26 protein-coding genes are annotated in these 26,720 nt (G+C 48.0%); 9 read left to right on the top strand and 17 right to left on the bottom strand.

Features of this window, described 5'->3' with window-relative positions:
- Positions 1-52 precede the first annotated feature (52 nt).
- From KNO96_RS02105 to KNO96_RS02095, 3 genes are all read left to right on the top strand, one after another.
- On the top strand, positions 53-877 hold the full coding sequence (locus KNO96_RS02105; protein ID WP_214702026.1) for an SDR family oxidoreductase: 825 nt from the start codon (positions 53-55) through the stop codon (positions 875-877).
- A gap of 192 nt (positions 878-1,069) precedes the next feature.
- The gene (locus tag KNO96_RS02100) at positions 1,070-1,624 is read left to right on the top strand and encodes a helix-turn-helix domain-containing protein (protein ID WP_214702025.1); all 555 of its coding nucleotides are present in this window, start codon (positions 1,070-1,072) and stop codon (positions 1,622-1,624) included.
- Positions 1,617-2,570 carry an alpha/beta hydrolase gene (locus tag KNO96_RS02095; RefSeq protein ID WP_214702024.1) on the top strand — a complete coding sequence of 318 codons (954 nt, stop codon included), beginning with the start codon at positions 1,617-1,619 and terminating at the stop codon, positions 2,568-2,570. Before KNO96_RS02100 ends, KNO96_RS02095 begins: the two co-directional genes overlap by 8 nt.
- 34 nt (positions 2,571-2,604) lie before the next feature.
- Here KNO96_RS02095 and KNO96_RS02090 read toward each other — a convergent pair whose 3' ends face one another.
- Positions 2,605-3,441, bottom strand: a complete 837-nt coding sequence (locus KNO96_RS02090; RefSeq protein ID WP_214702023.1) for an alpha/beta hydrolase — start codon at positions 3,439-3,441, stop codon at positions 2,605-2,607.
- 184 nt (positions 3,442-3,625) lie between these two features.
- On the opposite strand from KNO96_RS02090, the gene KNO96_RS02085 reads away from it, so the two are divergent.
- The gene (locus KNO96_RS02085; protein ID WP_214702022.1) at positions 3,626-4,384 is read left to right on the top strand and encodes a glucose 1-dehydrogenase; all 759 of its coding nucleotides are present in this window, start codon (positions 3,626-3,628) and stop codon (positions 4,382-4,384) included.
- Positions 4,385-4,400: 16 nt separating this feature from the next.
- On the opposite strand, the gene KNO96_RS02080 is transcribed toward KNO96_RS02085, so the two are convergent.
- Positions 4,401-5,180 carry a helix-turn-helix transcriptional regulator gene (locus KNO96_RS02080; RefSeq protein ID WP_215187695.1) on the bottom strand — a complete coding sequence of 260 codons (780 nt, stop codon included), beginning with the start codon at positions 5,178-5,180 and terminating at the stop codon, positions 4,401-4,403.
- Between the two features lie 165 nt (positions 5,181-5,345).
- Positions 5,346-5,606, bottom strand: a complete 261-nt coding sequence (locus tag KNO96_RS02075; protein ID WP_214702020.1) for a DUF1294 domain-containing protein — start codon at positions 5,604-5,606, stop codon at positions 5,346-5,348.
- 208 nt (positions 5,607-5,814) lie between these two features.
- Between KNO96_RS02075 and KNO96_RS02070 the strand changes: the two genes are divergently transcribed.
- Positions 5,815-6,597 carry a LysM peptidoglycan-binding and 3D domain-containing protein gene (locus KNO96_RS02070; RefSeq protein ID WP_026825971.1) on the top strand — a complete coding sequence of 261 codons (783 nt, stop codon included), beginning with the start codon at positions 5,815-5,817 and terminating at the stop codon, positions 6,595-6,597.
- Positions 6,598-6,643: 46 nt separating this feature from the next.
- Here KNO96_RS02070 and KNO96_RS02065 read toward each other — a convergent pair whose 3' ends face one another.
- Positions 6,644-7,864 carry a cation:proton antiporter gene (locus KNO96_RS02065; RefSeq protein ID WP_214702019.1) on the bottom strand — a complete coding sequence of 407 codons (1,221 nt, stop codon included), beginning with the start codon at positions 7,862-7,864 and terminating at the stop codon, positions 6,644-6,646.
- Between the two features lie 110 nt (positions 7,865-7,974).
- Between KNO96_RS02065 and cls the strand changes: the two genes are divergently transcribed.
- On the top strand, positions 7,975-9,441 hold the full coding sequence (cls, locus tag KNO96_RS02060) for a cardiolipin synthase (RefSeq protein WP_214702018.1): 1,467 nt from the start codon (positions 7,975-7,977) through the stop codon (positions 9,439-9,441).
- Between the two features lie 45 nt (positions 9,442-9,486).
- Here the strand turns inward: cls and KNO96_RS02055 are convergent, their stop codons facing one another.
- From KNO96_RS02055 to KNO96_RS02035, 5 genes are all read right to left on the bottom strand, one after another.
- Entirely contained in the window at positions 9,487-10,464 is a 978-nt protein-coding gene (locus tag KNO96_RS02055; protein ID WP_214702016.1) for a hypothetical protein, read from the bottom strand.
- Positions 10,461-11,489, bottom strand: a complete 1,029-nt coding sequence (locus tag KNO96_RS02050; RefSeq protein ID WP_214702014.1) for a DUF58 domain-containing protein — start codon at positions 11,487-11,489, stop codon at positions 10,461-10,463. Before KNO96_RS02050 ends, KNO96_RS02055 begins: the two co-directional genes overlap by 4 nt.
- A gap of 1 nt (position 11,490) precedes the next feature.
- Positions 11,491-12,399: an AAA family ATPase gene (locus KNO96_RS02045; RefSeq protein WP_026825967.1), complete on the bottom strand. Its 909-nt coding sequence runs from the start codon at positions 12,397-12,399 to the stop codon at positions 11,491-11,493.
- A 113-nt stretch (positions 12,400-12,512) separates the two neighbouring features.
- The gene (locus tag KNO96_RS02040) at positions 12,513-13,211 is read right to left on the bottom strand and encodes an amino acid ABC transporter permease (RefSeq protein ID WP_026825966.1); all 699 of its coding nucleotides are present in this window, start codon (positions 13,209-13,211) and stop codon (positions 12,513-12,515) included.
- A 7-nt stretch (positions 13,212-13,218) separates the two neighbouring features.
- The gene (locus KNO96_RS02035; protein ID WP_214702012.1) at positions 13,219-14,067 is read right to left on the bottom strand and encodes a transporter substrate-binding domain-containing protein; all 849 of its coding nucleotides are present in this window, start codon (positions 14,065-14,067) and stop codon (positions 13,219-13,221) included.
- A gap of 259 nt (positions 14,068-14,326) precedes the next feature.
- Between KNO96_RS02035 and KNO96_RS02030 the strand changes: the two genes are divergently transcribed.
- Positions 14,327-14,860: a GNAT family N-acetyltransferase gene (locus KNO96_RS02030; protein ID WP_214702010.1), complete on the top strand. Its 534-nt coding sequence runs from the start codon at positions 14,327-14,329 to the stop codon at positions 14,858-14,860.
- A gap of 132 nt (positions 14,861-14,992) precedes the next feature.
- Here KNO96_RS02030 and KNO96_RS02025 read toward each other — a convergent pair whose 3' ends face one another.
- The 6 genes from KNO96_RS02025 to KNO96_RS02000 all read right to left on the bottom strand — a co-directional run bounded on the left by KNO96_RS02025 (position 14,993) and on the right by KNO96_RS02000 (position 21,865).
- A complete protein-coding gene (locus tag KNO96_RS02025) occupies positions 14,993-15,445 on the bottom strand; it encodes a GNAT family N-acetyltransferase (protein ID WP_214702009.1) in 453 nt (150 codons plus the stop codon).
- Between the two features lie 18 nt (positions 15,446-15,463).
- Positions 15,464-16,174: an MBL fold metallo-hydrolase gene (locus KNO96_RS02020; RefSeq protein WP_214702008.1), complete on the bottom strand. Its 711-nt coding sequence runs from the start codon at positions 16,172-16,174 to the stop codon at positions 15,464-15,466.
- Between the two features lie 12 nt (positions 16,175-16,186).
- Positions 16,187-16,804 (bottom strand): NUDIX hydrolase, encoded by a 618-nt coding sequence (locus tag KNO96_RS02015; RefSeq protein ID WP_026825962.1) that lies wholly within the window; start codon positions 16,802-16,804, stop codon positions 16,187-16,189.
- 154 nt (positions 16,805-16,958) lie between these two features.
- The gene (gene parC / locus KNO96_RS02010) at positions 16,959-19,364 is read right to left on the bottom strand and encodes a DNA topoisomerase IV subunit A (RefSeq protein WP_214702007.1); all 2,406 of its coding nucleotides are present in this window, start codon (positions 19,362-19,364) and stop codon (positions 16,959-16,961) included.
- A 2-nt stretch (positions 19,365-19,366) separates the two neighbouring features.
- Complete coding sequence (parE, locus tag KNO96_RS02005) at positions 19,367-21,334, bottom strand: DNA topoisomerase IV subunit B (RefSeq protein ID WP_214702848.1); 1,968 nt, start codon at positions 21,332-21,334, stop codon at positions 19,367-19,369.
- Positions 21,335-21,460: 126 nt separating this feature from the next.
- Positions 21,461-21,865 (bottom strand): CoA-binding protein, encoded by a 405-nt coding sequence (locus tag KNO96_RS02000; protein ID WP_214698617.1) that lies wholly within the window; start codon positions 21,863-21,865, stop codon positions 21,461-21,463.
- 341 nt (positions 21,866-22,206) lie between these two features.
- Between KNO96_RS02000 and KNO96_RS01995 the strand changes: the two genes are divergently transcribed.
- Positions 22,207-23,250 carry a GGDEF domain-containing protein gene (locus tag KNO96_RS01995; protein WP_214702006.1) on the top strand — a complete coding sequence of 348 codons (1,044 nt, stop codon included), beginning with the start codon at positions 22,207-22,209 and terminating at the stop codon, positions 23,248-23,250.
- A gap of 15 nt (positions 23,251-23,265) precedes the next feature.
- Entirely contained in the window at positions 23,266-24,279 is a 1,014-nt protein-coding gene (locus KNO96_RS01990) for a tyrosine-type recombinase/integrase (RefSeq protein ID WP_214702005.1), read from the top strand.
- Positions 24,280-24,341: 62 nt separating this feature from the next.
- On the opposite strand, the gene KNO96_RS01985 is transcribed toward KNO96_RS01990, so the two are convergent.
- Together KNO96_RS01985 and KNO96_RS01980 are read right to left on the bottom strand one after the other, a co-directional pair.
- A complete protein-coding gene (locus KNO96_RS01985) occupies positions 24,342-25,487 on the bottom strand; it encodes a hypothetical protein (protein ID WP_214702004.1) in 1,146 nt (381 codons plus the stop codon).
- Positions 25,484-26,695 (bottom strand): hypothetical protein, encoded by a 1,212-nt coding sequence (locus KNO96_RS01980; protein ID WP_026825956.1) that lies wholly within the window; start codon positions 26,693-26,695, stop codon positions 25,484-25,486. The genes KNO96_RS01985 and KNO96_RS01980 overlap by 4 nt, the downstream gene beginning before the upstream one ends.
- Between the last annotated feature and the right edge of the window lie 25 nt (positions 26,696-26,720).

Raw genomic sequence — 26,720 nt, 5'->3', positions numbered from 1 at the left:
TCCACCAATACGTTTAAAAGTTTAAACATATAAACATTAAAAGGGAATGAACATGAATCAGAAACAAACCATTGTCAGCACAGGAGCATCGAGCGGAATCGGCCGGGCAACGGTAGAACTGTTCAGCAAACGAGGCCGGACTGTCGCTGCGACGATGCGACAACCTGAAAATCATCAAGAGTTGTCTAATCCGAAAGGGGTGTCCCTCTATCAGCTAGATGTGACGAACGAGACGAGTATACGTGACGCCTTTAAACAAATCGTCTCGGATCACGGAACAATCGATGTGTTATTGAATAATGCCGGGTACGGCGCGGTCGGGATTTTCGAAGAAGCCTCGCCGGAACAGATTCAGCGACAGTTTGATACGAACGTTTTCGGTGTCATGAACGTGATTCGGGCATCCCTCCCGTATTTCCGCAAACAGCGGAGCGGACGGATTGTGACCGTCTCTTCAGTCGGTGGCCAGATCACATTCCCAATCTATAGCTTGTATCACAGTTCAAAATGGGCGATTGAAGGATTCATTGAATCACTTCAGTTCGAGTTGGCACCATTCAATATCGAGATGAAATTGATTGAACCAGGGCCGATTAAGACAGACTTTTACGGTCGCTCCCAAGAACTCGTCCGTGACCAACCGCTCGATGTATATGATGACTATACAGAGGTCGCACTCCATAACACGAATGCCGCTGGTGCGAACGCCGAAGGACCTGATGTCGTCGCCGAGACGATTTGGCGCGCTGCGACCGAAGGGAAGAAACGACTCCGTTATCCATCGGGTAAACAGGCAGGGTTATTGATTGCGCTCAAGCGCTATCTTCCGAACCGTCTATTCTTCGCGATTGTTCGAGGTGTCGTTGAAAAGAAGTAATAAATCACATCCTTTTTGTTTTCTATGGAAAATGAGAAGGATTTTTTAATGGTGTTTTTGAAGATGCATCACCTCACGATAGTGTAACCACAAACTTGATGACTTTTTGGATACAGATAGACATCTATTCAGGCGCATGATATTATCATAAGTAATAATATTATTAAATATGATAATAATGAGGTGAAGATGATGGACCAAGACGTTTTAAAAAGCCTGTTGAACCCGATTCGCATGAAAATCTTTCAACATGTTCTGATGAATGAAGGAGTGACGACCGCTGATTTGGCAAAAGTACTTCCTGATGTACCGCAGGCGAGCCTCTATCGCCATATCAACAAGATGGTACAAGATGAAATCTTATCCGTCGTCAGCGAGAACAAAGTACGCGGGGTGTATGAGAAGGTGTACGCGATTCAAAACAACCCGTTGACCAGCATCAACAAGATTGTGGAGGAAGAGGACCGCGAACAACTGTACATGGTCTGTTATACATTCACGATGTCACTGCTCATGGATTTTGGGAACTATCTGAAGCGCGACTCGATTGACCTTCAGAAAGACAAAGTTGGATTCCGAAGTATCCCGCTTTATCTGTCCGATTCTGAAAGTGATCGATTCTTAAAAGGTCTCTATGATCTATTAAAAAGTATGCTCGAACATGAACCGTCAGAAGAACGGACGTTACGAAAATTCTCCTATGCCGTCATGCCGATCGGAGAAAAGGATGAAGCGGAAGATGTATAAACAAGAAGAGGTATTGATTCAAGGAGAAACAACGATTGCTGCTACCCTCACGTCACCCAATAAGAATCAGTCGAACTTTCCAGCCATCGTCCTCATCGGCGGTACGGGAGGATTGAACCGGGACGGAAACGGGATCGGATTCAAGTCGAATGTGTATAAAGACTTAGCAGAATGGCTGTCGACACAAGGATTCGTCACGTTACGCTATGACAAACGTGGGGTTGGCAAGAGTGGCGGCAATCGAAGTAGCGTCGGTCTGACAGGACTCGTTGATGACGTGACGGCTATCGTACGTTATCTGAAATCTCATGACCATGTCTCACAAGACATTTTATTGCTCGGTCATAGTGAAGGATGCATCGTCGCAACGCTCGCGGCCGAACGTGAATCCGTTTCCGGTCTCATCCTGTTGTCCGGTGCCGGTGTCGCCTTGAAGACGAGCATGCAGGAACAGGCATATGCTTTGCTCGAAGAAGTGAAACGTACGAAAGGAATCAAGGGCAAGCTGCTTCGACTTAGCTTGAACGAGAAGTCGGTCATCGGGAAACAACAAAAACTGTTCGAGCGCGTCACAGCAACGAATCAAGATACGATGCGGATCCAGCTGATGAAATTTCCTGCCAAATGGTTACGGGAGCATCTTGCTTACACAAACGAGTCGTTTCGGGAACGATTGGTTCAGTTGAACATTCCGACGCTCGCACTGACAGGGGACCGGGACGTTCAAACGGACGTCCAGCATCTAGACGAGCTCGACGCACTTCACGCGGAACATATCGAGGTACAGAAGATTAAGGATATGGACCATATGTTGAAACATTTCGACGGTGAGATGAGTATTTTGGACGTGAAAAAACAATATCGTTCACAACTCAGGGAGCCGCTCCATCCTGAGCTACAGCATCAACTTCACGAATGGCTCATCCACCACAATTGGACATCATGACGAAAAGACAGCGGATTCTGCTCCGCTGTCCTTTTTACGAATGTAGGAATCGCTCGACGTTTCCCATCGAGAAATGACGGCTCCACTGAACGAAGTGTCCGCCTGGTACGGCAATCAATTGTACAGAGGGATGAAGTTGTCGTTCCGCTCGTTTGACATGATAAAGCGTCCGCTTCGCCTCCTTCAAATCAATTCCCGTGAAATCCGCATAATACAGTTGTGTCGGGACTTGGACGCGTTGTAACAATTCCTTAAAGTTCAGTCCATCGTATCCGAACGACAAATGTAATCCACCGGACGACAGACGTGCCGGACGCTCGAAAGCTGTTCGAACGTTTGCGGTCGGTTCAACCCCGATCCGTCGACAGAACACTTGGAACCGCTCTTCAGAAAACGTGGAGTCACTCTTGTTCATGCGAGCTTCAAACCAGTTTAAAAGATGTTGTGGAGAGCAGTGATACAGTAGTCGCAAAAGCGGGAAGGTGAAGCCGAAGATGCCGTATTCACGATATGGGAGCACAGCATTCGGTTTATGACCTTGGTCGAGTAGTATTAAGCGCCTGACTCGGTCGGGATAATGGACCGCGTAGGCGAGAGCAATCGCGCCCCCCATCGAATGACCGATTAATCGAACAGCATCAAGTTTTCGAGAGATTCGATACGACTCGACCCAGTCCGCTAGTACTTTGGATGTGGCGTATGTATGTAGCCCCTCACTTTCACCAAATCCCGGTAAATCTAAGAGATGGACTTCAGATTTTTTATGTAGGGCTTCAACGAACTGTAATCCTTGCGATCCAGTGAAGCCCCCACCGGGAAGGAATAATACGGGATCACCTTGGCCATGAATCGTGACTTGAAATTGTCTCACGTCATCTCTCCTCTATACAATGAAGTGGTTTCCATTCAATTATAAAGATAGTTGGAAATCAATTGAAGAAAATTTTCTATGTTTCTGAATGGGGTTGCTGACAAATGCGGGTATAACATAGTGACAGGCAAATCTCTGTCATCACGCATCATGTACGTTCTGACCTTCAAAGGAGGAATGATGAATGAAGCTTTCGGGGAAAACGGCAATCATCACTGGCGCAGGTTCGGGTATGGGGCGAGCCATCGCCAAACTGTTTGCGAAAGAGGGCGCCCGGATCGTCGCCTTCGATTTGAATGAAGATGGTATTCAGGTGGTCGTCGAAGAGATCAAGACGGGAGGCGGGGATGTCGTCGGGATTGTTGGTAACGTGACAAATCAGTCGGATATCGACCGACTCATTGACACGACGAAGGATACGTTCGGCGCGGTCGACATTCTCGTCAATAATGCGGGAATCATGGATAACTTCATGACGGTGGGTGAGGTGACGGATGAACTATGGGACCGAGTCCTTGCTGTCAATTTGACCGGTCCGATGAAACTAGCACGTACCGCTATCCAAGTGATGGAAAAACAAGATCATGGTGGCGTCATCATCAACAACGCGTCTGTCGGAGGATTGTTCGGCACTCGCGGTGGTGCAGCGTATGTCGCATCAAAACATGCGTTAATCGGTTTAACGAAAAACATTGCGGCGACACATGGAACGCTCGGTAAGATTCGGGCAAACGCCATCGCACCGGGTGGCGTCAACACGAACATCGGTGCAACGATCACGGCACCGAGCGAACTCGGGATGCGGGCCATTCAAGGGGCTGGGGAAGCCCCGATGGGAGAACCCGAGCAAATCGCGAGTGTCGCTCTCTTCTTAGCATCAGACGATTCAAGCTTCGTGAACGGGGATGTGTTGAAAGTCGACGGTGGTTGGACGGCAAGATAAAAGAAAAGAGCCGAATTCAATCGGCTCCTTTCTTTTTGTACTGTTTTCGATAGGTGAGCGGGGTGATTGTGTGATGTGCTTTAAACGTCTGGACGAAGTGACTGATGCTGGCGTATCCGAAACGATTGGCGATGTCCGCGATGCTTTCGTTCAAATCTTCTAACAGCGTGGCAGCTCGTTCCATTCGTTTCATCTGTACATACGCAATGGGAGATATGTCTCCAAAGGATCCAAACAAGCGAGAGCATTCACTTCGACTCACATTGCCCGCATGAGCGATTTGGGCTAACGTAGGCCTGTCTTCTATGTGAGCGTCGATATAAGCGAGCATGTGACGAAGGCTCTCCCGTTTCTTCTCATCCTTCATCCCTTGACTCTCTTGCTGAATCCAATAACGCCAGATGACCGTACACTGCAGTGTCGCATCCATTAATGCGAGCGGTCCGTCCGCTTGAGAATGTTGAAGGGCGCGTTCAATCGTTTGAATGATCGCGTGATGTCCCTGTTCCTGTTTTAAAATATGTATGGATTTTTCCGAAGTGAGATGTGGTGTTACATATCGTCTCGCCAGATCGGGATGGAACAAATCAATCGGATCAAACTCGAGTAACCTCAACCGCGACGATTCCTTGATCTTCTCCAACATGACACTTTGTCCTGATGCCAAGAGAACGGCTTCTCTCGAATTAAGGTTGAGGCTCACTCCGTTCACCCGAATCACGGACGTCCCAAACTCACACAAAAGAACAGTGAAGCCATCGGTTACCCTTAATGTCAATGGTCCGTGATGAATCATCTCGATACTCCTCAAAAGTGATGCCCCCTCATTTTGATAATTTCCCGACATTTTGTTTCGATTGTTCACGGAGAAACACTTTAAAACGAGAATAAAGTGGGACAAATCCGACATTTCTCATCGCCAATCAGTAATAGGCGCAATCAAGTTTCTTCTATATAACGCCTAAAAGATTAACCATCCTGTAAATGCGGCATGAACGAGGATGGCGACAGGTACCCCAATCCGGAATGTAGGCTTCAGCGTCTTGTGGCGAAAGATCCGCATCGCCAAATACGCTCCAAAAGCTCCACCAACCCAAGTCATCGTCAATAACGTACGCTCCGAAATACGCCAAGCCCCGACGCGAGACCGTCGTTTATCGACAAAAAATGACACAAAGGCTAGTAAATTAGTCACAATGTAATACAGCAGTAATAGTTCCAAAGACCAAAACCTCCTTATTTCTCTCTTCATTATATCTTAAAATGGCTTTACAAAGCCGTTCTAATAGATTAAAACAATTTTCTGAAACCTCTCATCCTCGCGAATTGTTCTGTAAATGAACTGATAACACTCTCATATCGTCCTGTAATCGCAGTGAAACATATAGGTGTTACAGTAAGGGGGCGTTAGAAAAGGGAGGAATATTCTTATGAAAAAACCACTATTGACACTAACGGCACTCGCTGGCCTTAGTTTAGGAGTCGCTGCTCCAGCTTCGGCAGCATCAACACACACAGTTCAGTCTGGAGATACACTCTATCGTATCGCCGTGAACAACAACGTCTCTGTAAATGACATCAAACAAGCGAACGGCTTAAACTCAAATATGATTTATCCGAACCAAGTCTTGAAACTTGGAAAGGCAGAAGCAAAAGCTGCTACTGCATCAAAAACGTATACAGTTAAATCAGGAGATACACTTTATCGTATCGCATTAAACAACGGGATCTCTGTCAATCAATTGATGACTTGGAATGGTCTTAATTCAGATCTTATTTTCCCAGGGCAACAGTTTGCCGTGAAAGGTGCAGCAGCTGCGTCAGTAGCAAACGATGCGAAGACATCAGCACCAAAGACTTCAACATCTAAGCCTGTCACTAAAACAGCATCGTCTACAACGCAAACCCAAGCTCCGGCTTCAGGTAAGACGATGACTGTTGAAGCAACAGCTTATACACCATACTGTGCTGGATGTTCTGGTATCACAGCGACAGGTATCGACGTTCGTTCGAACCCGAACCAAAAAGTCATCGCGGTCGACCCTTCTGTCATTCCGCTCGGCTCTAAAGTATGGGTTGAAGGATACGGTACAGCCATCGCAGGAGATACTGGTGGTGCCATCAAAGGGAATAAGATCGATATCTTGATGCCGACACAAGAGCAAGCGCTCAACTTCGGTCGCAAGTCAATTACAATCAAAGTCTTGAACTAATTCAAGCTAATCAAGGACACTGCCATCGGGCGGTGTCTTTTTTTGTTTAACCCTTCTCCCAAGGATTCTTCACTTTCGTCAGTCCGAGTCGCTTCGCGAGTGGCTTAATCGTCAATCCATGCAAGGCGACAGACGTCACGACTAAACCGAGTGTGATCGGTAACATCCGCTCCGCGTCTTCAATTCCCAGTTCGGCGATTTCTTGGGCAAAAAAACCGGTCACCGTCATGGCGACGATTCCACGAGGGGCAATCCAACTGATGAGCGCCCGCTCTTGCATCGATAACGGGGAACCGAGGAGCGACGTCCGTACCGAGATCGGTCGGATCAAGAATAAGATCCCAACAATCGACAAGAGGAGCGGCCAGTCGAGAATGGCGAGCAAGCTATCACGTGTCAAACTCGCCGTCAAAATGATGAAGACGGTCGACACGAGTAAGATGGAAATGTTCTCTTTGAACTCACGAAGCTGTTTCAGGATATGCATATGTCCATGCTTAGAATTTGCCATCGTCAATCCCATGGCCGTCACAGCCAATAGCCCGACTTCGCTCATGACCCATTCGCTGATTGAATATACGAGAAGGACCCCGGAGAACGTGAGGGTTGTTCTTAAATATTCAGGGACTTTCTCATTCCCGAACAAACGAATCAATAGATGTCCGACAGTGATCCCGAAGGCAACGGCGACGATACAGGACCAAAAGAATGGCAAGTGGCTCGCGAGCCCGTCATTTTGATAGAAGATGAAACCGACTCGGACGACGAATAATCCCATCAAGGCGCCGAGCGGGTCGACAATGATGCCTTCCCATTTCAAGACTTTGGCCGGACGTGCGGATAAGTTGGCTTGCCGTAGTAACGGGATGATGACGGTTGGTCCGGTCACGACGAAGATCGCACCGAGCGTGAACGCCGGCAACCAATGAAAATCGCCGACCATAATCAGTAACACCGACGTCAAAATAAAGGAAACGAACACACCGACCGTGACGAGACGAAAAATCGATTTTCGCAAATCATCAATCTCTCTGAATTCAAGACTGAGGCTTCCTTCAAACAGGATGAGCGCCACCGCGATCGAGATGAGCGGGCTATATAGGTCCCCTAATATCTGACCTGGTTCTAACCAACCGAAAATCGGTCCGACCAAAATCCCGGCAACCGTCATAATCAAGATGGCTGGGAAGTCAAAACGCCAAGCGAGTAACTGCGAAAGTGCCCCGATGAGGACAAGTAGGCTGAATCCAATCATCATGTCTTCCATATGCTCCCCCCGTTTCTTCACTTCTTCATTAAATGTATACCCAAATCACGAAAAACATTTGCTAACATTGCCCGATTTCGGGTAAGAATTGAAAGAAAGGGAGGGATACGATGGAAGTGACTATCGGACTCATCATCGTCATATTGACATGGCTCATCTTACTACTTAATCTCACGTTCGCCATCACCATCATCTTTTTCGAGAGACGAGACATCGGGACGACATGGGCGTGGCTACTCGTCCTTTTCTTCTTACCACTGATCGGCTTCTTCGTTTATATCTTCTTTGGCCGACTGATCAAATCTCATAATTTTTATGAAGTGGAAGAAGAAAAACGCGAAGCGTATCATCACCATGTCGAAGAACAACTCGATCAACTCGACCGTTCTCTCGCACCGTTCGATCACCCGCTCCTTTTGAAATATCGGCGGCTCGCTCGTCTGAATCTCGTGTCAACGAATGCGTTGATGTCTTTTCACAACGATATCAGCGTCCTGCACGACGGAACTGAAAAATTTGATCAGCTGTTTCAAGACATCGAACGAGCGACGAAAGAAGTCAATATTCAATATTACATCATCCAAAACGATCCACTCGGGCAGGCATTAATCCGCCTGTTAACGGAGAAGGCGAAACAAGGGGTACGCATCCGACTCCTTTATGATGCTGTCGGATCGAGGGGACTTAGACACAAGCACTTCAAGGACTTACTCTCTCACGGTGGGGAAGTCAAATCCTTCTTCCCGTCAAAACTCGGCATCAATTTCCGCGTCAATAATCGAAATCACCGAAAGCTTTGTACCATCGACGGTGAACTCGGCTATATCGGGGGATTCAATGTCGGGGATGAATATCTCGGCAAGGATGAACATTTCGGTTATTGGCGGGACGTCCATTTACGGATCTCCGGTGATGCTGTCAAAGAGTTGTTAGATCGCTTTATCTTGGATTGGAATCGCTCTGTCCCGACGCGAACGAAGGCACAAAAAGACGACTTCATTTGGCCGTCGGAAGGGATCACTCATCACGCGTCCCCCGTTCAAATCGTGACATCGGGTCCGAACTCGTCGACGGAGCATTTAAAGAATATGCTCGTCAAAATGATCACGCAATCGAAAGAATGTATTTATATCCAGACGCCTTACTTCATTCCAGATGCGAGTTTCCTCGATGCCTGTCGCATCGCGCTCATGACAGGTACCAAAATCAAACTGATGATTCCGAACAAGCCCGACCATATGTTTGTCTATTGGGCGACTTATGCGAACGCGGCAGAGCTTGTGCGTTATGGGGCAGAGGTCTTTACGTACGAGGAAGGGTTCCTCCATGCGAAGACGCTCGTCATCGATGGAGAAGTCGCCTCAATTGGGACGACGAATATCGATGCTAGAAGCTTCCGTCTCAATTTTGAAATCTCAGCGCTCGTCTTTGATCGAGATGTCGCACAATCCGTCATCGATGCGTTCGAACGAGACGAATCGAATGCCGAGCGCTTGACGATTGAACGATATGAGTCAAGGACTCGCTTGATTCGCTTTAAGGAGAGTGTGTCCCGTCTCCTCAGTCCGATTCTTTAGTGCAAAAACATCCGGCAGAGGATTTCCTCATGTCCGGATGTTTTTTTAACGCCTTTTCAATTGTGCGACAAGATGTTCGAATGAATCATTGATGTCTTGTGGGGCTTCTTTGTCACCATACTCAGCAGCTTCTAGCCATTCAGCGTAGAGTGTATGGTTCGTGAACTCAATTCGTTGTAACCAGTCGGATACTGTCTCTTCACGAAGACGCGGATGCTGCTGTTCCAACTTTCGTCCCGTTTCAAGAAGGTGAATCTGACGAGGGGAGCGGACGATCCGCTTATCCGAAAGCGTCGGATGGTAAATACTCCTCGGGATCATTCCATCTTCCTGGATGTCTTTTCGTTTCTGTAAATAGAAGAACAATCCTACCCCGATCAATAAGATGACAACGAAGACCCCGATATAGAACAACGAGTTACCCGATGCCGAATCGAGCAATGTCTCCTGCGCCACCGTCTCCGCATCTAGGTTCGGGTTATCTGGGACGAGGAACCGGTTCACGCGGTCATTCGGATCGAGTACGATTCCGTCAAACCACCCCCCAATCCACAGAAAGAACGGACTGATCCAGGCGACGACATTTCCGAACAACAGCTCTTTGATTGTACGAATGACGAGGGAAACAGCTAAACCGATGCCTAAACCGAGGACAAGCATCGTCACCATTCGTTTATAGTCACGCCGATAATACAAGTTCCGTTGCCAAATCAAAAAGATGAATGGAAAGAGCACCATTGCAAGCGGTTGCGATGCCGGAGGGAATAACCAGTCCGCCACCAAGAATAGTACACTTGCCATCGCATAGCGGTCGGTCCAATCTAACGTCCGAATGAATGCATGGACGTATGTGAAGACCAATAGCAGGATACTCATCTCATACGAGAAGTAAAGGGCACCGATACTCATGACTGTCTGGACGATGAGTTGTATGTTCCGAGGGAGACGAAGCGTCAATAAAAAGAGTAGTGGAAACACATGTCCAATATAAAATGCTGAAAAGACCCACCATAGCCATCTCATTGACCGTCACCCCCTAACCGTAAAATCGATTGATTCCCGCTATACTTAGCTACTTTTCGCTCAAACAAGGAGCGAGCAAGTGGAAAGTCACTCTCAGACAGACAGGCGAACGTCGTCATGATCTTCCGGAAATGCACCTCGCCACTTCCTGGTTGTAGGTCATACGTGACCCCATCTTTCGTGAGGGTCGGGACAATCAGCCCGTAACTCGCGTTTTCTTTCTCAAAATCACGACATAATGCGGCCGCTTGTGAAATGAGGCGTTCCATCTGATAGGTGAGGGCCCGCCCATCCTTCGTCAACAAGTCGAGGACGATGACATATTCATTCGTTTGTACCGGTTGTTCAGTACGGGCGAGCAGTTCGCCCGTCTTTGCATAGGCGGACCAATACAGCTGTCGCATCGGTTGTCCGTGATATGGGGTGACCGACTGGAACGTTTCCGGGTCGCGATAGGCACTATGACGAACCATCTCCTCACCAGGGAGAGTAGGCGGGCGTTTTGGAATCGGATAAGGCGAAAACTCAGGGAAGACATAGCCGATGCGTGGGAGTGAGTCCTCTTTGTAGAGAGAAAACATGCGCAACGGGTCCCGGATTTCCAAACCGATCGCTTCGAGACGAACCGGGCCCCGCTTCTTCGCATGGAGCGGAATCGTGAAGTCGACGGTCGCATTTGTCTCAACAAAATTTTCCTGCCGCCAGAACGCATGTCCTTCCGATTCCACGGTCGGATGTAAATAGCCGGATAGGCGGACGACGCCAAGCGGTACTTTTGCCGTCGATACGAGTTTCAATACATAGACGGCCTCGTCGTTCGGAAATAATTTCAGTTCTTCTGTGAGGTCGACATGAATCTGTTCGGCCAAACGAAACATGAAGGAAGGCATGATCAGTGCATATAGACTGAAGCCGATCAATAGACTCGCAATCAAGACGTTGCCATAAAGTGCCGTGAAGACCCCGACGACGAACAAGAGCCACATATAGCCGGACTCGAGATAGCGTGGGCTGACTAACTGCATGTTACACCTCTGAAGGGACCGGGATGGTCTCGAGTACAGATTTGATCAACTTTGACGGATTCGTCTTTAGCGACGCTTCGACCGTCAAGACGATCCGGTGCCCTAAAATCGGAAGCGCGAGTGCCCGAATATCTTCCGGAGAGACATAGTCTCGACCTTCCATATAGGCATGCGCACGGGCTGCCATTGTGTACGCAAGCGTCGCTCGTGGACTTGGTCCGACCTCGACGTCGCGATGGTGACGAAGTGACTCCATCAAATCAAGCAAGTAATCTTCCATCGCCTCGTGGAATCGGACATCTCGTACTTCTTGCTGCATGTTCAACAGTTCGTCTGGTTGCAGTGAGAAGGATTCGGTAGCGAGGTGCTCATTGCGAATCAAGCGCCGCTCGGAATCTCTCGAAAGCGGGGCGAGTGTCAACTTGAATAAGAAACGGTCCAATTGAGCTTGCGGAAGCGGGAACGTTCCTTGACCGTCAAACGGGTTTTGTGTGGCGATCATGAAGAAAGGATCAGGTAACTTGAGTGACACTTCCCCGAGTGTCACTTGACGTTCCTGCATGGCCTCGAGCAACGCAGATTGTGTACGTGGTGTCGTCCGGTTGATCTCATCGACGAGTAAAATCGAAGTGAAGATCGGTCCCGTCCGACGTTCAAACGTTCCTGTCGTCGGATTGAACAATTCCATCCCTAAAATATCGCTTGGTAATGTGTCCGGAGTACACTGTACACGTTGAAACGTAGCCGAGATGGAGCTTGCCAAGCTACGGGCGAGTGTCGTCTTCCCCGTACCGGGACGATCTTCAAGTAAGACGTGGCCTCCCGATAGTAACGCAATCGAAGCGAGCTTGATGGCTTTCGCTTGACCTATGATTTGATTATTCAAATGTGAAACCCATGGATGGTTCATTCAAAATCCCCCTATTATTTTTCTGATAATTAAGAAAATCATAGCATAATCACTTCATGAGATGTATCAAAAATCCATTTCACTAAAAAAGACCGACCGGCAGAGCCAGTCAGTCAACGTTTCGGAGAATCTAAGTATCGTTCAAAATGACGTTCGAGCCATTCCTGAAAAAATGACATGAACGTACAGATCGCCCAGTAAATCAATGCCACGACGATATAGACCGTCATGTAGTCGAACTCTCGTCCACCGACAATCTTGGCCTTGTTAAAAATCTCAGGTACTGTGATCATTGCGGCGAGTGAACTCGCTTTGATTAAATCGAGAAAGACGTTCGAAAGCGGGGGGAGGGCGATCCGTGTCGCCTGCGGCAAGACGACACCTTTCAATGTCAACCATCTTCCCATCCCGAGCGAACGTGCCGCCTCAACTTGTCCTGAATCGACCGCGCGAATCGAAGAGCGGATGATCTCAGCGATATAGGCGGCAGAGTTCAAACTGAACCCGAGAATCGCTGCCGTCAAAGCGGCGAATTCAATCCCGATGAACGGGAAACCCGAATAAAGGATGAACAAGATAATCAAGATGGGCACGCCACGCATGAACGAGATATAAAATGTTGATGGATAGCGAAGGAGACGCGTCGGAGACAACTTTCCTAATGCCAAAACGAGACCGAGCACGAGACCGAAAAACATACTGACGAATGAGATCCAAATCGTATTCGGGAGCCCACCCAATAAATAAGGGAACGATTCTATGGCTAGGTCTACGTCAAAGATAGCGTCCCACTTGATATCTGAGAACGACATGTCGACCTTACTTCGTTTCGACGATTGTTGCGTCTACGTCGGGCTCAACCGAGACATCCGCACCGTTATAGAATTGCTCAGATAGCTCTTTGACCGTACCGTCTTCAAGCATCTCATCCATGACACGGTCGATGTTCTCTTGGAGCTCGTCTTTTTCATTATCCATCAAGAATGCGACTTCTTGTGGGTTGTAGGCGATATCCGGGTGAATTGTAATATCAAACTCAGGGAAGAAAGCAAGAGCAAGCGTCTGAAGATAGTAATCGTTCAAGATGACATCGGTACGTCCTGTCGAGACGTCACGCAAATACTGGTCGTTCGTCGCGTTGTCATAAATCACTTCTTCTGCTCCATATTCACGTGCTACGTCCATGAAGACAGTCGTCGCTTCGCCAGCAGCTCTTTTGCCTTTCAAGTCTTCGAGTGATTCAATTCCAGATAGGTCGCTCTTACGAACGATGGCAGTCCCGTACGTATACTTATACGGTTTCGAGAAAGCAAATTTTTCTTTACGGTCTTCGGTGACGGAGATATCGTTTGCTGCGACGTCAATTTGTCCGTTTTGAACGCCCGTCAACATATTGTCAAACGCCATTTCTTTGAACTCGATCTCGAGGTCGAGACGTTTAGCGACTTCTTTCATGAGTTCGACGTCAAAACCTGTCAACGTGTCGCTCTCTTCTTCACGGAAAGAAGCGGGGTAGAGGGTGCCGGCAGTCCCGACTGTCAATGTCCCTTCTTCCTGAATCTCTTCCCACGGTGTCATGTCTGCTTGATTCGTGCTATCATCACCACAAGCGGCAAGCGGGATTGCTAAAAATAATGTTGAGGCCAAACCTTTTGTCGTTCGTTTCACAAGAATTCCTCCTTAGATGTTTCATCTGTCTAAAAATAGCATGACTTCAGCGGTCTAGCAACTGTGAAGCCCAGTTTATACAGTTTCATATAATATTTGAAACGTTTATTCATAAAGCGCTATCATTCTTCTGAATGCAAAATTCATTTGATTAATACAGAAAAGAGTTATTTATGAAACAGATGATAAAATGCCATAAAATCAGAAGAAAAGGAACTGAACAAACGAAGAGGTGTAAATGGGGAAAGAGGTGCAGGGAATGAATCCTATACAAATAAAAGAGTTAATTGAGGAAGACATCAATCGAGTAAATGACGCAAATGATCCATTTCCAATCATCGGTCGAATCATGCCAAGATATATGAATGGAAAATGGACATATGTCGAAGAATTAGATAAGGAAGTCACGGAGATAACATTTCCGGACGATCGATTAGACTGGAAACAATATATCGGACATGACAATCGCATCCTGTTTTTGGCGATGGATGCAGATGAATGTGTCGGACAAATCCGACTCGTGAAGGATTGGAATCGATTTGCATACATTGAAAATATCGCGGTCCGTCAAACACATCGTAAGCGTGGGATCGGACAAATGTTACTTGAAACAGCCGAACAGTGGGCAAAAGAGAAACGGCTGATCGGCTTATCACTCGAAGCGCAGAACGATAATCTCATCGCTTGTCGTTTCTATGAAAGAGAGGGATTTCAACTTGGAGGAGTCGACTCGATTAAACAATACGCGAATCCACAAATCGAATTGACTTTGAACTGGTATAAGATTTTTTAAGGATAGGGAACTGTAATGTAGAGCAATTTTTTTGCTCTCTTTTTATTAGTTTACATAACATATATTATCAGTAAAAATAAGAACTCATCTCATTATATTAGTATACTTATGATAGTGAGATGAGATTGATTGTTAAGACGTATGCGTAAATCGGATCAATGTGACACCCGGTTCTGGTTCAAATTCAGCACTCGGTTCGAATCCGAGCTTCGTGTAAAGACGTTTTGCCGGTCCATTATGTTTACCGGTATGCACATAAACAAGTCGACCTTCATGAACGCTTAGTACATGATCAAGTAACGTCGTGGCCAGCCTCGATCGAAAATATGTCGGATCAATGCACAGTTTTGTGATTTCTACGGTTTTTTCTGATGCCTCGTAAGTCACGAATCCAATCAACCGCTCCTCGATGTACAATCCGTAGCTCGTACCTGGTAAGTTTTGTATCACGTCGATTGTCTCATATCGAGCCGGTATCTCATCAAACCCTAGCAATTCCGCTTCCACAGCATAGGCATTTCGTTGTATCTCAAGCATCTGCTTGGCTTGATCAAATTGTTTGATTGGGATTTCTTGTAGCTGCATGCCTTACCCCTCCCGTCATCAGATAAATTTTCTTGCCCGCTTCCGTTCTGCCCGCTTCAGCGCCAAATAGAGGCGGTGCGTTCCTTTTAATGGTGCACCGTGTCCGATGAATGTGAGGAGTGGTGCCAAATCCACTAACCGTTCTGCGCTCTCGACAGCAACGGTCCGGTTCCACGTCGCAAGTCCGGGAAGTGGGAACAATGGACGAACATCCCCCGCCACCGCCGTCCCTCCTTGCGATTGAAACGCATCTCCTGCGAATAGCACCCGATTTGTCTCGTCATAATAGGCGACAGACCCTGGCGTATGACCCGCTGCATCAAGGACACGTAGACCGAATAGCCGTTCACCAGGTTCGAGTAACGTGTCCGGTGTGGAACGGAGCGTCGGTAACGACCCCCGAATTTTCCTCTGTTCTCCCTCATCAAGCGATCGGTCTCCTGACAAAAGACGGGCATCACGGCGGGAGATGAAGAGCTCGGCGAGCGGATGTTCCGCTTTGATGATGTCTACCCCGCCGACATGGTCTTCGTGGGCATGCGTCAACAATATCGCCAGGAGCGGCTTGTCGAGCTCAGCGATATATGACAGGATATCGGTCGCGTTCCGCTTCAGCGCCGTATCAATCAAGACGAGACCGAGGTCATGTTCAAACAGTTGAACGTTGATCGGCAGAACGGGAGCGTAAAAAGTTAGTTGATGGATATGTCCGTATCGTCTTACTTTCATCGAAAAAACCTCCTAATCAAATAGAGTGGTCCAGTCTTCTTCTTGCCAATGCGCATCGAAGCACATATGAATCTGTTCAATCGTATTTCGGGCAAGAGAGAGTTCCGGTAAATGGTCACGCTCAAAGAAACCGACGTCGCTCGTCTCAATGCCAGCAACCCCCTCTCCGTCACCGATCAGCGCACACTCGATAAAGAGTTTATAGTAATGCTCGGAAAGTGGCGGATGGGGATGTTCGTGCATATCGAACAACGCGAGTAGACGCACAGGAATCACATCCAAACCAGCCTCTTCTTCCACTTCTTTAATGATATTCGTCGCAGGAGAACGATTTACTTCACAGAATCCACCTGGTAAGGTCCATAATCCGTCTGACCGCTCCTTGACGAGCAATAGTCGATCATCTTTAAAGACCACACCACGTACATCAAGCTTCGGTGTCGGATAACCGTTCACATGCGTCAGTTGTAAGATGGCATCATTCGATAAGTCGGAATGACGTTCGAACATTTCTCTTGCGATTTCCTGCAACTCTTCATACCGTTCTCGGTCAAATTGATCATGTGTGAACGTAAGACCGGCCTGAGACAGCGCCTGAATCCGTTTTGCCCACGTCAGCCATTGAGACATATAGATCCCCCTATCTTTTGTCTTATATGTTCTTTCGGCAAATCGAGGCATTCTTCCTTTTTGGTTTTTACATTCCCTTGAAACAGTCAGGCGCAATGAATTCACAAAAAAAGTCTGTGAGTGGCATAGTCGCCGACCCACAGACCTAATTTGATTAATCGAGATACACATCTTCAATCTCGCCGAACGAATCTTCGTCAAAGACGAATGACCCATTGGCATAGCGATCGAGTAGCGTAAGGGTTTTGGTGCTCACTTCTTTCACTTTTTCTTTACCGACGATATGAAGCGTCTCATCCCCATGTACCGGGAGCGCACGACGGATTTGATGCGGTTTCGATTTGACCTCACGAATGAGCATCGTTCCGCGAAGGTTGCGGTTCGTACAGTCGAACTGGTCTTCGAGTTTCATCTTCTTGACCGCTCCCCGTTGTGTAACGAGGACGAAAAGAGGTGGTGTGAAGAATGAGAAGGCATCGGAGACGACGTCACCGTCTTTCAAATTCATGGCTTTTACGCCCGCCGCCCGCTGTCCGACGACCGGAACATCTTCTTCTTTGAACCAGAGTCCATATCCACGCTCTGAGACGAGGAACAACTGTCCAGGACCGTCGCTAATTCCGGCAAAGACGACCTCATCGTCACTTTTCAGTTTCAAGGCCATGAGCGGTTTCGATTTCCGCTGCGCGTCATAGTCACGTAACGGCGTACGCTTGACCATCCCGTCTTTCGTCACGAAGAGGCAATGGGCATCTGTTTCGAACGTCGAGACGACGTCTGCCGAGATGACCTGCTCCCCTTCGATTGGAACGAGGTTGGCGACATGTTGCCCAGCATCCTTCCACTTTGATTCTGGGATCTGGTGGATCGGAATGAGGAGGTAGCTTCCTTTGTTCGTCCATACGAGCAAATGGTCCGTTGTCATCGCCTGTGTCGTCAGAAGAAGACGATCCTTCTCTTTCATCTCTGGCAAGACGTCACTCGACGCCCCGTACGAGCGCATCGAGGCACGCTTGACATACCCGTCGCGGCTGACGAAGACCATCGTCTCTTCGACAGCGATCATGACTTCCGTCTTCAGTTTCAATTCCTCGACTTCTGACTCGATGATTGAACGACGGGCATCCCCGAACTCATCACGTAACGCCGTAAGTTCTTTCACGATCAGTTTCCGTTTCGTCGCGTCCACCTCAAGGATGTTCGAAAGGCGAGCAATCTCTTTTTGGAGCACCTTCGCTTCTTTTTGCAACTCGACGATGTCCGTGTTCGTGAGTCGATACAATTGGAGCATGACGACGGCTTCGGCCTGGCGTTCCGTGAATGAGAACCGCTCCATCAGTTTCTTCTTCGCGTCCGCTTTGTCTTTGGCGGAACGGATCAATTCAAGCGTCTCATCGAGGACGGAGATGGCTTGTTCCAAGGCGTCGACGATTTCGGCGCGTTTCTTCGCCTGTTCAAGCTCGAACGTCGTCCGGCGTGTCACGACTTCTTCGACGTGCTTCAAATAGGCGTCGATGATTGGGATGATGCCCATCTGTTTCGGGGTCCGGTGCACGATGGAGACCATGTTGTAGTTATAAGCGAGCTGCAGGTCCGTATGCTTCAAGAAGAAGTGAAGGACACCTTCCGCGTCCGCTTCTTTCTTCAATTCGATGACGACCCGAAGGCCTGTCCGATCCGTCTCGTCACGGACTTCCGCGACGCCTTCGACCTTTTTATCGAGGCGGAGCTCTTCCATCTTTTTGACGAGGTTCGCCTTGTTCACTTCATACGGGAGTTCTGTGATCGTAATCTGTTCACGGCCACCTTTTAATTTCTCAATCTCGGACTTTGCCCGGATGATGACCTTCCCTTTACCGGTCTCGAACGCCTTTAGGATGCCGTCTTTCCCCATGACCGTCCCTCCGGTCGGGAAGTCAGGACCTGTGACGTACTCGAGCGCGTCTTTCGCCGTATCGACCTGTCCTTTCAAGCGCGCGATGGCGAGGTTGAGGACTTCCGTCAAGTTATGTGGCGGGATTTCCGTCGCATAACCGGCTGAAATTCCTGTCGTCCCGTTCATGAGCAAGTTCGGGAGGAGTGACGGCAAGACGAGCGGCTCTTCCGTCGAGTCGTCAAAGTTCGGCGTATAGTCGACCGTATTCTTCGCGATCGACGTCAGCATGACCCCCGCAATCTTAGAGAGACGCGCTTCCGTGTAACGCATGGCCGCTGCCGGATCACCATCCATCGACCCGTTGTTCCCATGCATGTCGATGAGTGGATAACGGAGTTTCCAGTCCTGAGAGAGACGTACCATCGCCTCATAGACGGACGAGTCACCATGCGGGTGATAGTTCCCGATGACGTTCCCGACCGTCTTCGCAGACTTCCGGTACGGTTTGTCGTTCGTATTCCCTTCATGGTGCATCGCATATAGAATCCGGCGCTGTACAGGCTTGAGCCCGTCTCGCGCGTCCGGCAAGGCACGGTCTTGAATGATATATTTCGAATAACGCCCGAACCGGTCACCAACGACCTGTTCGAGAGATAGGTTTAAAATGTGTTGAATCGTCGACATCGTTACATCACTTCCTCAATCGCTTTAGTCACATGTTCATTGGCGATGATCGAATCATCTTCCTGGAGTCCGAAGGCGACGTTCTCTTCGATCCACTCACGCCGGTGCGTGACGTTGTCACCCATCAAGACCGAGACACGCTTGTCCGCGACGGCAGCATCGTCGACTGTGACCCGGATAAGCGTACGCGTGTCCGGATTCATCGTCGTCTCCCAAAGCTGGTCCGCGTTCATCTCACCGAGACCTTTATAGCGTTGGAGGATGTAGCCTTTCTTATACACCTTGACGAGCTTCTCGAGCGCTTCTTCGTCCCAGGCATAATCGAACTGTTCGGACTTGCCTTTCCCTTTTGAGATACGATAGAGCGGTGGTAAGGCGACGAACACGCGACCCGCCTCGACGAGCGGTCGCATATAACGGAAGAAGAATGTAAGGAGGAGCACTTGGATGTGTGCACCGTCCGTATCGGCATCCGTCATAATGATGACCTTATCAAAATTACAGTCGTCCAACTCGAAATCGTGTCCGACTCCGGCGCCGATCGCATGAATGATTGTATTGATTTCTTCATTCTTCATGATGTCCTGGAGTTTCGACTTCTCCGAATTGATGACCTTCCCGCGTAGCGGGAGGATGGCTTGGAACGTACGATCGCGCCCTTGTTTAGCTGAACCACCAGCCGAATCCCCCTCGACGAGGAAGAGCTCATTCTTTGCTGCATTTTTCGAGGTCGCCGGTGTCAATTTTCCGTTCAAAATGCTCGAACGTTTCTTTTTCTTGCCGTTACGGGCCTCTTCACGGGCTTTTCGAGCCGCCTCGCGTGCCTGGGCCGCACGAATCGCCTTTTTGATGAGCATCGTCGCCATCTGTGGGTTCTCTTCTAAGAAGATCGTCAACTGCTTCGCCATGACGCTGTCCGCGCTCGCACGGGCTTCTGGTGAACCGAGTTTAGACTTTGTTTGTCCCTCGAACTGGAGGAACTCCTCAGGGATTCGGACCGATACGATGAGCGTGAGCCCTTCGCGGACATCACTGCCGTCTAGATTCTTGTCCTTCTCTTTGAGCAAGCCGTTCTTCCGCGCATACTCGTTCATGATTCGGGTCATTGCCGTCTTAGCACCGATTTCATGTGTCCCACCATCCCGGGTTCGGACGTTGTTAACGAAGGAGAGGACATTCTCTGAGTAGGCGTCCGTGAACTGGAACGCGAGTTCGATTTCAATCTCGTTTTCCGTCCCTTCGAAGTAGACGATTGGATGGAGCGTTGCCTTATCGTCGTTCAAATATTGAATGAACTCTGCAATCCCCTCCTCGTAATGGAACGTTTCTTGGTTGTCAGCACGCTCGTCTGTGAGCGTGATCGTCAACCCTTTTAAAAGGAAAGCCGATTCACGTAGACGTTCGGCGAGTGTGTCATAATTGTAAGTCGTTGTCGAGAAGATGGTTACATCCGGTTTGAAATAGACGCTCGTCCCGGTCTGGCGTGTCTTTCCTGTTTCAATCAGAGTCGTTTGAGGCACACCGCCGTCAGCGAATGTCTGCTCAAACACTTTACCGTCTCGATAAATCGTCACGATGACCTTGCTCGAGAGAGCGTTGACGACCGAGGCACCGACTCCATGGAGTCCGCCTGACGTCTTATAACCACCTTGACCGAACTTACCGCCGGCATGTAGAACCGTGAAGATGACTTCGGGTGTCGGCTTTCCTGAAGCGTGCATCCCTGTCGGCATACCTCGTCCGTGGTCACGAACCGTGATCGCATCATCCTTGTGGATCGTCACATCGATTTGACCGCCAAAACCAGCGAGCGCCTCATCGATCGCGTTGTCGACAATCTCATAGACGAGATGGTGAAGCCCGCGATGGTCGGTTGACCCGATGTACATCCCCGGTCGTTTCCGTACAGCCGTGAGTCCTTCGAGCACCTGGATGGCGTCTTCATTGTAATTAAATAGATCTGTTGACATAGCAGTCACCTCAATTTCGAACACACGTTCGTTTTTCTTTCCTATTGTATAGCTGTTCATCGATTCTGGCAAGCCTCCCTCGACAGCTGTTGCTGAAAAAAAGGAGACCTACCAAGGAGGTAGGTCTTATCCGAGTAGACGAGCATGCTCCACGTACAGGCAACGATTCTCGATATAATCGAGTCCAGCATCGCGTACGATCTGCTCTGCCTCAGTACTTGAGAGCCCGAGCTGATTGAAGACGAGCCCGACATCTCCATGTCGTACCGCATCTTCCGCGACACCTGCTAAAAATTCGTTGCGACGGAACACGTCGACGATATCAATTCTACCCGGGATGCTCTCGACGGAAGGATACACCTTGCGGCCGTTCCATTTTTCGAGCATCGGGTTGACAGGGATGACGGTATAGCCGACACGGAGTAAATACTCCGCAATCTGGTTGGCCGTCTTGTTTGGGTTGTCGGACACGCCGACGACCGCGATGGTTTTCGCTTCAGACAAAAGTTGTTTCAAACGCTGATCATCCATCCAAAATCCCCCTTTAGTTTACGTTTACAGTGTAACGTTACCTTCCTAACGGTTTCAAGTCTTATTTTCATCATAAAGTATAATGGTTCATCATTTCAATCTCAAGACAAATCAATATGGTTTACATAACAAATTATTGTATACCTTTTATTTTGCGATAAAAATGATTTAATGATTAACTGACCGATAAGCAAACGAAAGTACAAATCAAGAACATTGCGTGAAATATCTATTTCACGCAAGGTTAGATACCGAGTATAGGCAATATTTATATAGTGTTTTTATGACTTTTATACAAATATGATTCTTCTTTCGATATACTGAAAAGTAGGAGGTGTAAGATGAGGACAGCTTATGAAGTTAGTCGTGGAACACTGTATAATGAGCGCATCGCTTTTTACGGAAATGTGCTCGCTTGGTTGGTCCACTTCCTATTTTGTATTTTATTTTGGCGACTAGAAGTAAACTCACTTTTCATTTCAAACGGATTGAGCGTCGTCTATTATACAATCTCGTTTTATTTCGTACATAAACGGTGGTATGGTATTTTCTTCACTGGGCTCTTCGTCGAGGTCATCTATAACGCCATCATCTCGACGGTCATCCTCGGATGGGAGATCAATATGCATTACTTTATTCTCATGATGGCCTACGGTGTCTTTTTCATGCCGAGTGTCTCAAGGGGCCAACGAATTTTAACCACGGCCCTTGCGATGCTGATTTATAGCCTTCTATTCATCTATGTATCTGACGGCATCGAGACCCTACCGATACACGTAGAACAAGCGCTTGGACTCTTTTGTATCCTATCGACCGTTATGATGATTGCAGGGCTCTCCTTCATCTTCGAGTCCGCTGTCGTGGCAGTGACGGATGAACTCGAACTGTCGAACGAGCGGTTGCAAATCCTCGCCTCGACCGATGGGTTGACCGGGCTATTGAATCGTAAAGTCGGTCATGAACGAATCTCCGAAGCAATCGAGCAGACCACTCGGGACGGTGTACCATACGCGCTCGCGCTCGGTGATATCGATCGATTCAAATCTTTCAATGAAACATATGGTCACGACTGTGGAGATCGTGTCATCCAACAGGTTGCCTCGACCCTATCCGATGTCGACGGGATTACGGTCCGTTGGGGGGGAGAAGAGTTCCTGATCTTCCTATCCGACCCGTCCGACGACTTTTACGAGACAATCGAACAGTTAAGACGACATATCGAGACAACGTATCTCGATTACGCAGGCGAACGACTTCGTGTCACGATGACGTTCGGACTCGCGGTTCGCAGTGGTTTTGATACGATTGAAGAGATAGTGAAAGAGGCGGATGATTATCTTCGAGAAGGTAAGCAAAACGGTAAAAATCAAGTCAGATTAAACTGAAGAAAGGAGATTTCAATGAGTATTTTTCGTCAACTTGGACAGCGATCGACACCTACGACTACGAAACGATTCGAGTTGAATGGTCTGCATCGACTACCGACATTTATTCAATATTTTTTTCACCATCTAGCAGCCAAACACTATTCAAAACAAACGGCACAACGCTACGTTTATGATGTATTGGACTTCTTTCGGTGGGTCGAGCATGCAAGCGGGACTGAACTAGACCCTGAAACAATTGATTTAACGGCATTCATCGAGATTGACCATGCTGGGGCAGAAGCGTATGCGACCTATTTAGCCCTCGACCTCGAGAACGCACCGAGTGTCATTAATAGAAAACTATCGACATTACAATCCCTGTTCAATTATTTGATTGAGACAAACCAGGCAGCAGTGAACCCATTCCAAGCTGTGGAACGTCCGAAACGAGGCAAACGGAATCCAGTCTATTTGACAGAGTCGGAATGGCTCGACTTCTCCACGCTCGTACGAAGCAACGTCGGGATGACGAACCGCGAAGCGAGTTATTATGAAACGAATCGCACGCGCGACTTTTTGATTATCCAACTGCTCGGACTGACGGGGATGCGCGTGTCCGAGCTCGTCGGACTCAATTGGTCCGATATCAACTTCGAGACGGAAACGATCCGTGTGATCGGAAAAGGGAATAAAGAACGTGTCATCCCGATCGCCAGCCCACTCCATCCCCTCCTTACTGAGTATAGACACGTATCGAATGATGGAGCGGTATTTCAAAATGATAAAGGGAGACGTATTGCTGTGCGGACGGTTCAACATGTGCTGAAAGGCCACATCGATCGGTTAAAGCCGTACCTTCCCTTTTTGACCCACAAACAAGTGACACCACATAAACTTCGACATACATTCGCGACAAGACTTGCAATGAGTGGGATTGACGTGTTGACGATTCAACAACTTCTCGGACATGAATCGGTAGCAACGACCCAAGTTTATGCCCATATCGGTGACGAACGCAAAAAACACGCGGTATTAGGTTTACAATAATATGTTATGTTAACTATATATCCAAATATAAACACCACCTAATTTATAGGTGGTGTTTATATTTAAATGCTAGACATTGACAAAATTAAAATCGTATCATCAATGACTATAAAGTAAGCATTTTCGTATGCAAAACGCTCTTCTAATTCCAAATCAAAGAGGATGACCCCGCTTGTGAGTCCATCTGTATACTCATGGACGAGATAGCGTTGACTGATGACACGTTCAAAAGGGTTCACATCGATATAGCGTGCCCCTGTGGTGATATCAATGACCTCTGTATGCATATCACTTTCATCAACTTTTATAAAAATCGTTGAACCGATGTCGTCATATGTGAAGTCGAGCGGTTCATAGGCGCCCCAATCGACGACTGACACTTCATGTAACACATCTGGTGCCGTCAAGTCATAAATGACTTCCTCGTTCAATGCATCGACAAATGCAGAAAATCGAAGGATACCATCGTTATCCCCAAGATATTGAACTGTATCCCCTTCTCCATGTAAGCGAAGAATATCATCAAAAGGCAATTCATCTTGTTGGTCCCAGATAGCCTCGACCGCTTCGTCTAGCGTGCATATGAGAAGTGCCTCGGAGTGGTCAATCGGATCATCTGGAGAGATTCGTCCGTTATCGAGCGCGTCATAATAGTCAAATTCATCAAGTCTCGCGTTACACACAATATATGGCACACCATTAAAATTAGTAGTGAACAAGTACAACTCACGAAAACGTTCTGTTTTGCCGACGAGTCGTTCATCCCGAATGCGTTCACGTTGACCCGTCACTCGATCGTATAACCACGCCTCATCAGATTCAGATGATTCAAACGCCGTCAAAAAGAGGAAGTAACGGTTATCAAGTACCCAAAACAACGTACTATTTCCTCGTTTTTCAAACATTGTTAGAACTTCCTCGGTCCCCTCCTCATAAGAAAACGCAATCAACTCTGTCCTGATCACACCTTGCCCATCTGGTATCTCATTCAAAAAATACACGATGTCCTTATCCACGAAGAGTTTTGCATAGCCGTAGTCTTCATACGGATGACGATTTAACTGTGTAACCTCAGCGTTCTCTTCATCAAAACGAAAAAGAGAAAAAGTCGTGCGACCTACTTTTTCTCGATAGTAGACAGAAGATGACGTGACCGCTATTACATCTTCGTGGTCGATAGGCATGGCCCGTGCGTCAACGATTCTCATAAGGCACCTCTCTCATAACCAGAGTCAGCAGGTTCGACAGTAACAAGACCTGGTGGTCGATTCGGAAACGTAATCCGTAAATGAGCATATTCAATCACGTGTTGATGTGGATGATTCTTGTCGATCCAGCGAATCGGTTGTTGATTCGCAAGAGCATGACCAATTTTCTCTTCCATCTGAAATTTAGAGATATCTCGATAAGCAACTTCTTGAATATAGGTTTCTTCATCAGGCTCGAACTGCTGCCAAATTCCCATGACAAGTTGTCCAAGTGCTGACACACGTCGTTCTGGTAGCGTGATCGTTCTTAATGTCTGACTCACTTCTTTCAGACATTCGTTCGCGTCGTCCGATACGGCGAACAACCGTTTCTCCGTATTATTCATGACGCGATAGCGGCGTTTGCGATTCTCGAGTCTGAGTACTTGCGCATAAGGCTCCACTGGTACCCCATGAAAAAACGTTTCTGTCCCGCCCCACGCGAATCCGAATGACGGGTCAAACTTTTGAATCGTCTGCATGAACGACATCATAAAGTCCTCGACTTCTCTCCGTTCTAGCCGTAGCCACTCGGCAAGGGCAAGTGTCCCTTTGTCTTTTGAAATCCGGTCGACTGGGAAGAACAGTTCCCCGTCCGCCAAACGATGCGGTTTCAATTCGACACCATTCGCTCGATAATCGGTTGATGGTCGTCCGCTTCTTCCTGAATAGATGACCCATTCATCATCTGTGCTTTCGATTGCGTATGCCTGATGGGCCCATGGCGGGGTCACGTATAAGGCCGGATACTCCTCGAACGTGTCGAGATGAATATACGAGCGGTCATTCCAAAGGTGAGCGACGAGTCGGACGACTTCTCCCGTTTCTGAATCTTTCGGCGCGATATAATTTCCTGTATCACCGATGAATGTCAATACATGAAACCCATACCCGTTATATAAATGTCGGACAATCCGTTCGAAAACGGCAGTTACCATCCGCTCGAAAAGTGGGTGATCTACATTCCGGTCAAGCGTTGGCGAGTCAACCGTACACATGAGCCATCCCATCCGTTCATATAGACGAATGCGTAGGGGATAGGAGATTAGGGGAGAAGAACTCGCATGAATCTCAGTTAAGCGGATATTGGACATATTTTCGACTTCCAAGGTGAATCCACTACGCCTTAACTGCTCTTCCATCTTTTTCTTCCAATTGATTTTCTCCATGCTATCCACTCACTTTCTCTCATCA

The organism is Exiguobacterium sp. s89 (genome assembly GCF_018617735.1).
Lineage (GTDB): Bacteria > Bacillota > Bacilli > Exiguobacteriales > Exiguobacteriaceae > Exiguobacterium > Exiguobacterium marinum.
This window is presented reverse-complemented; position numbering and strand designations above follow the sequence as displayed.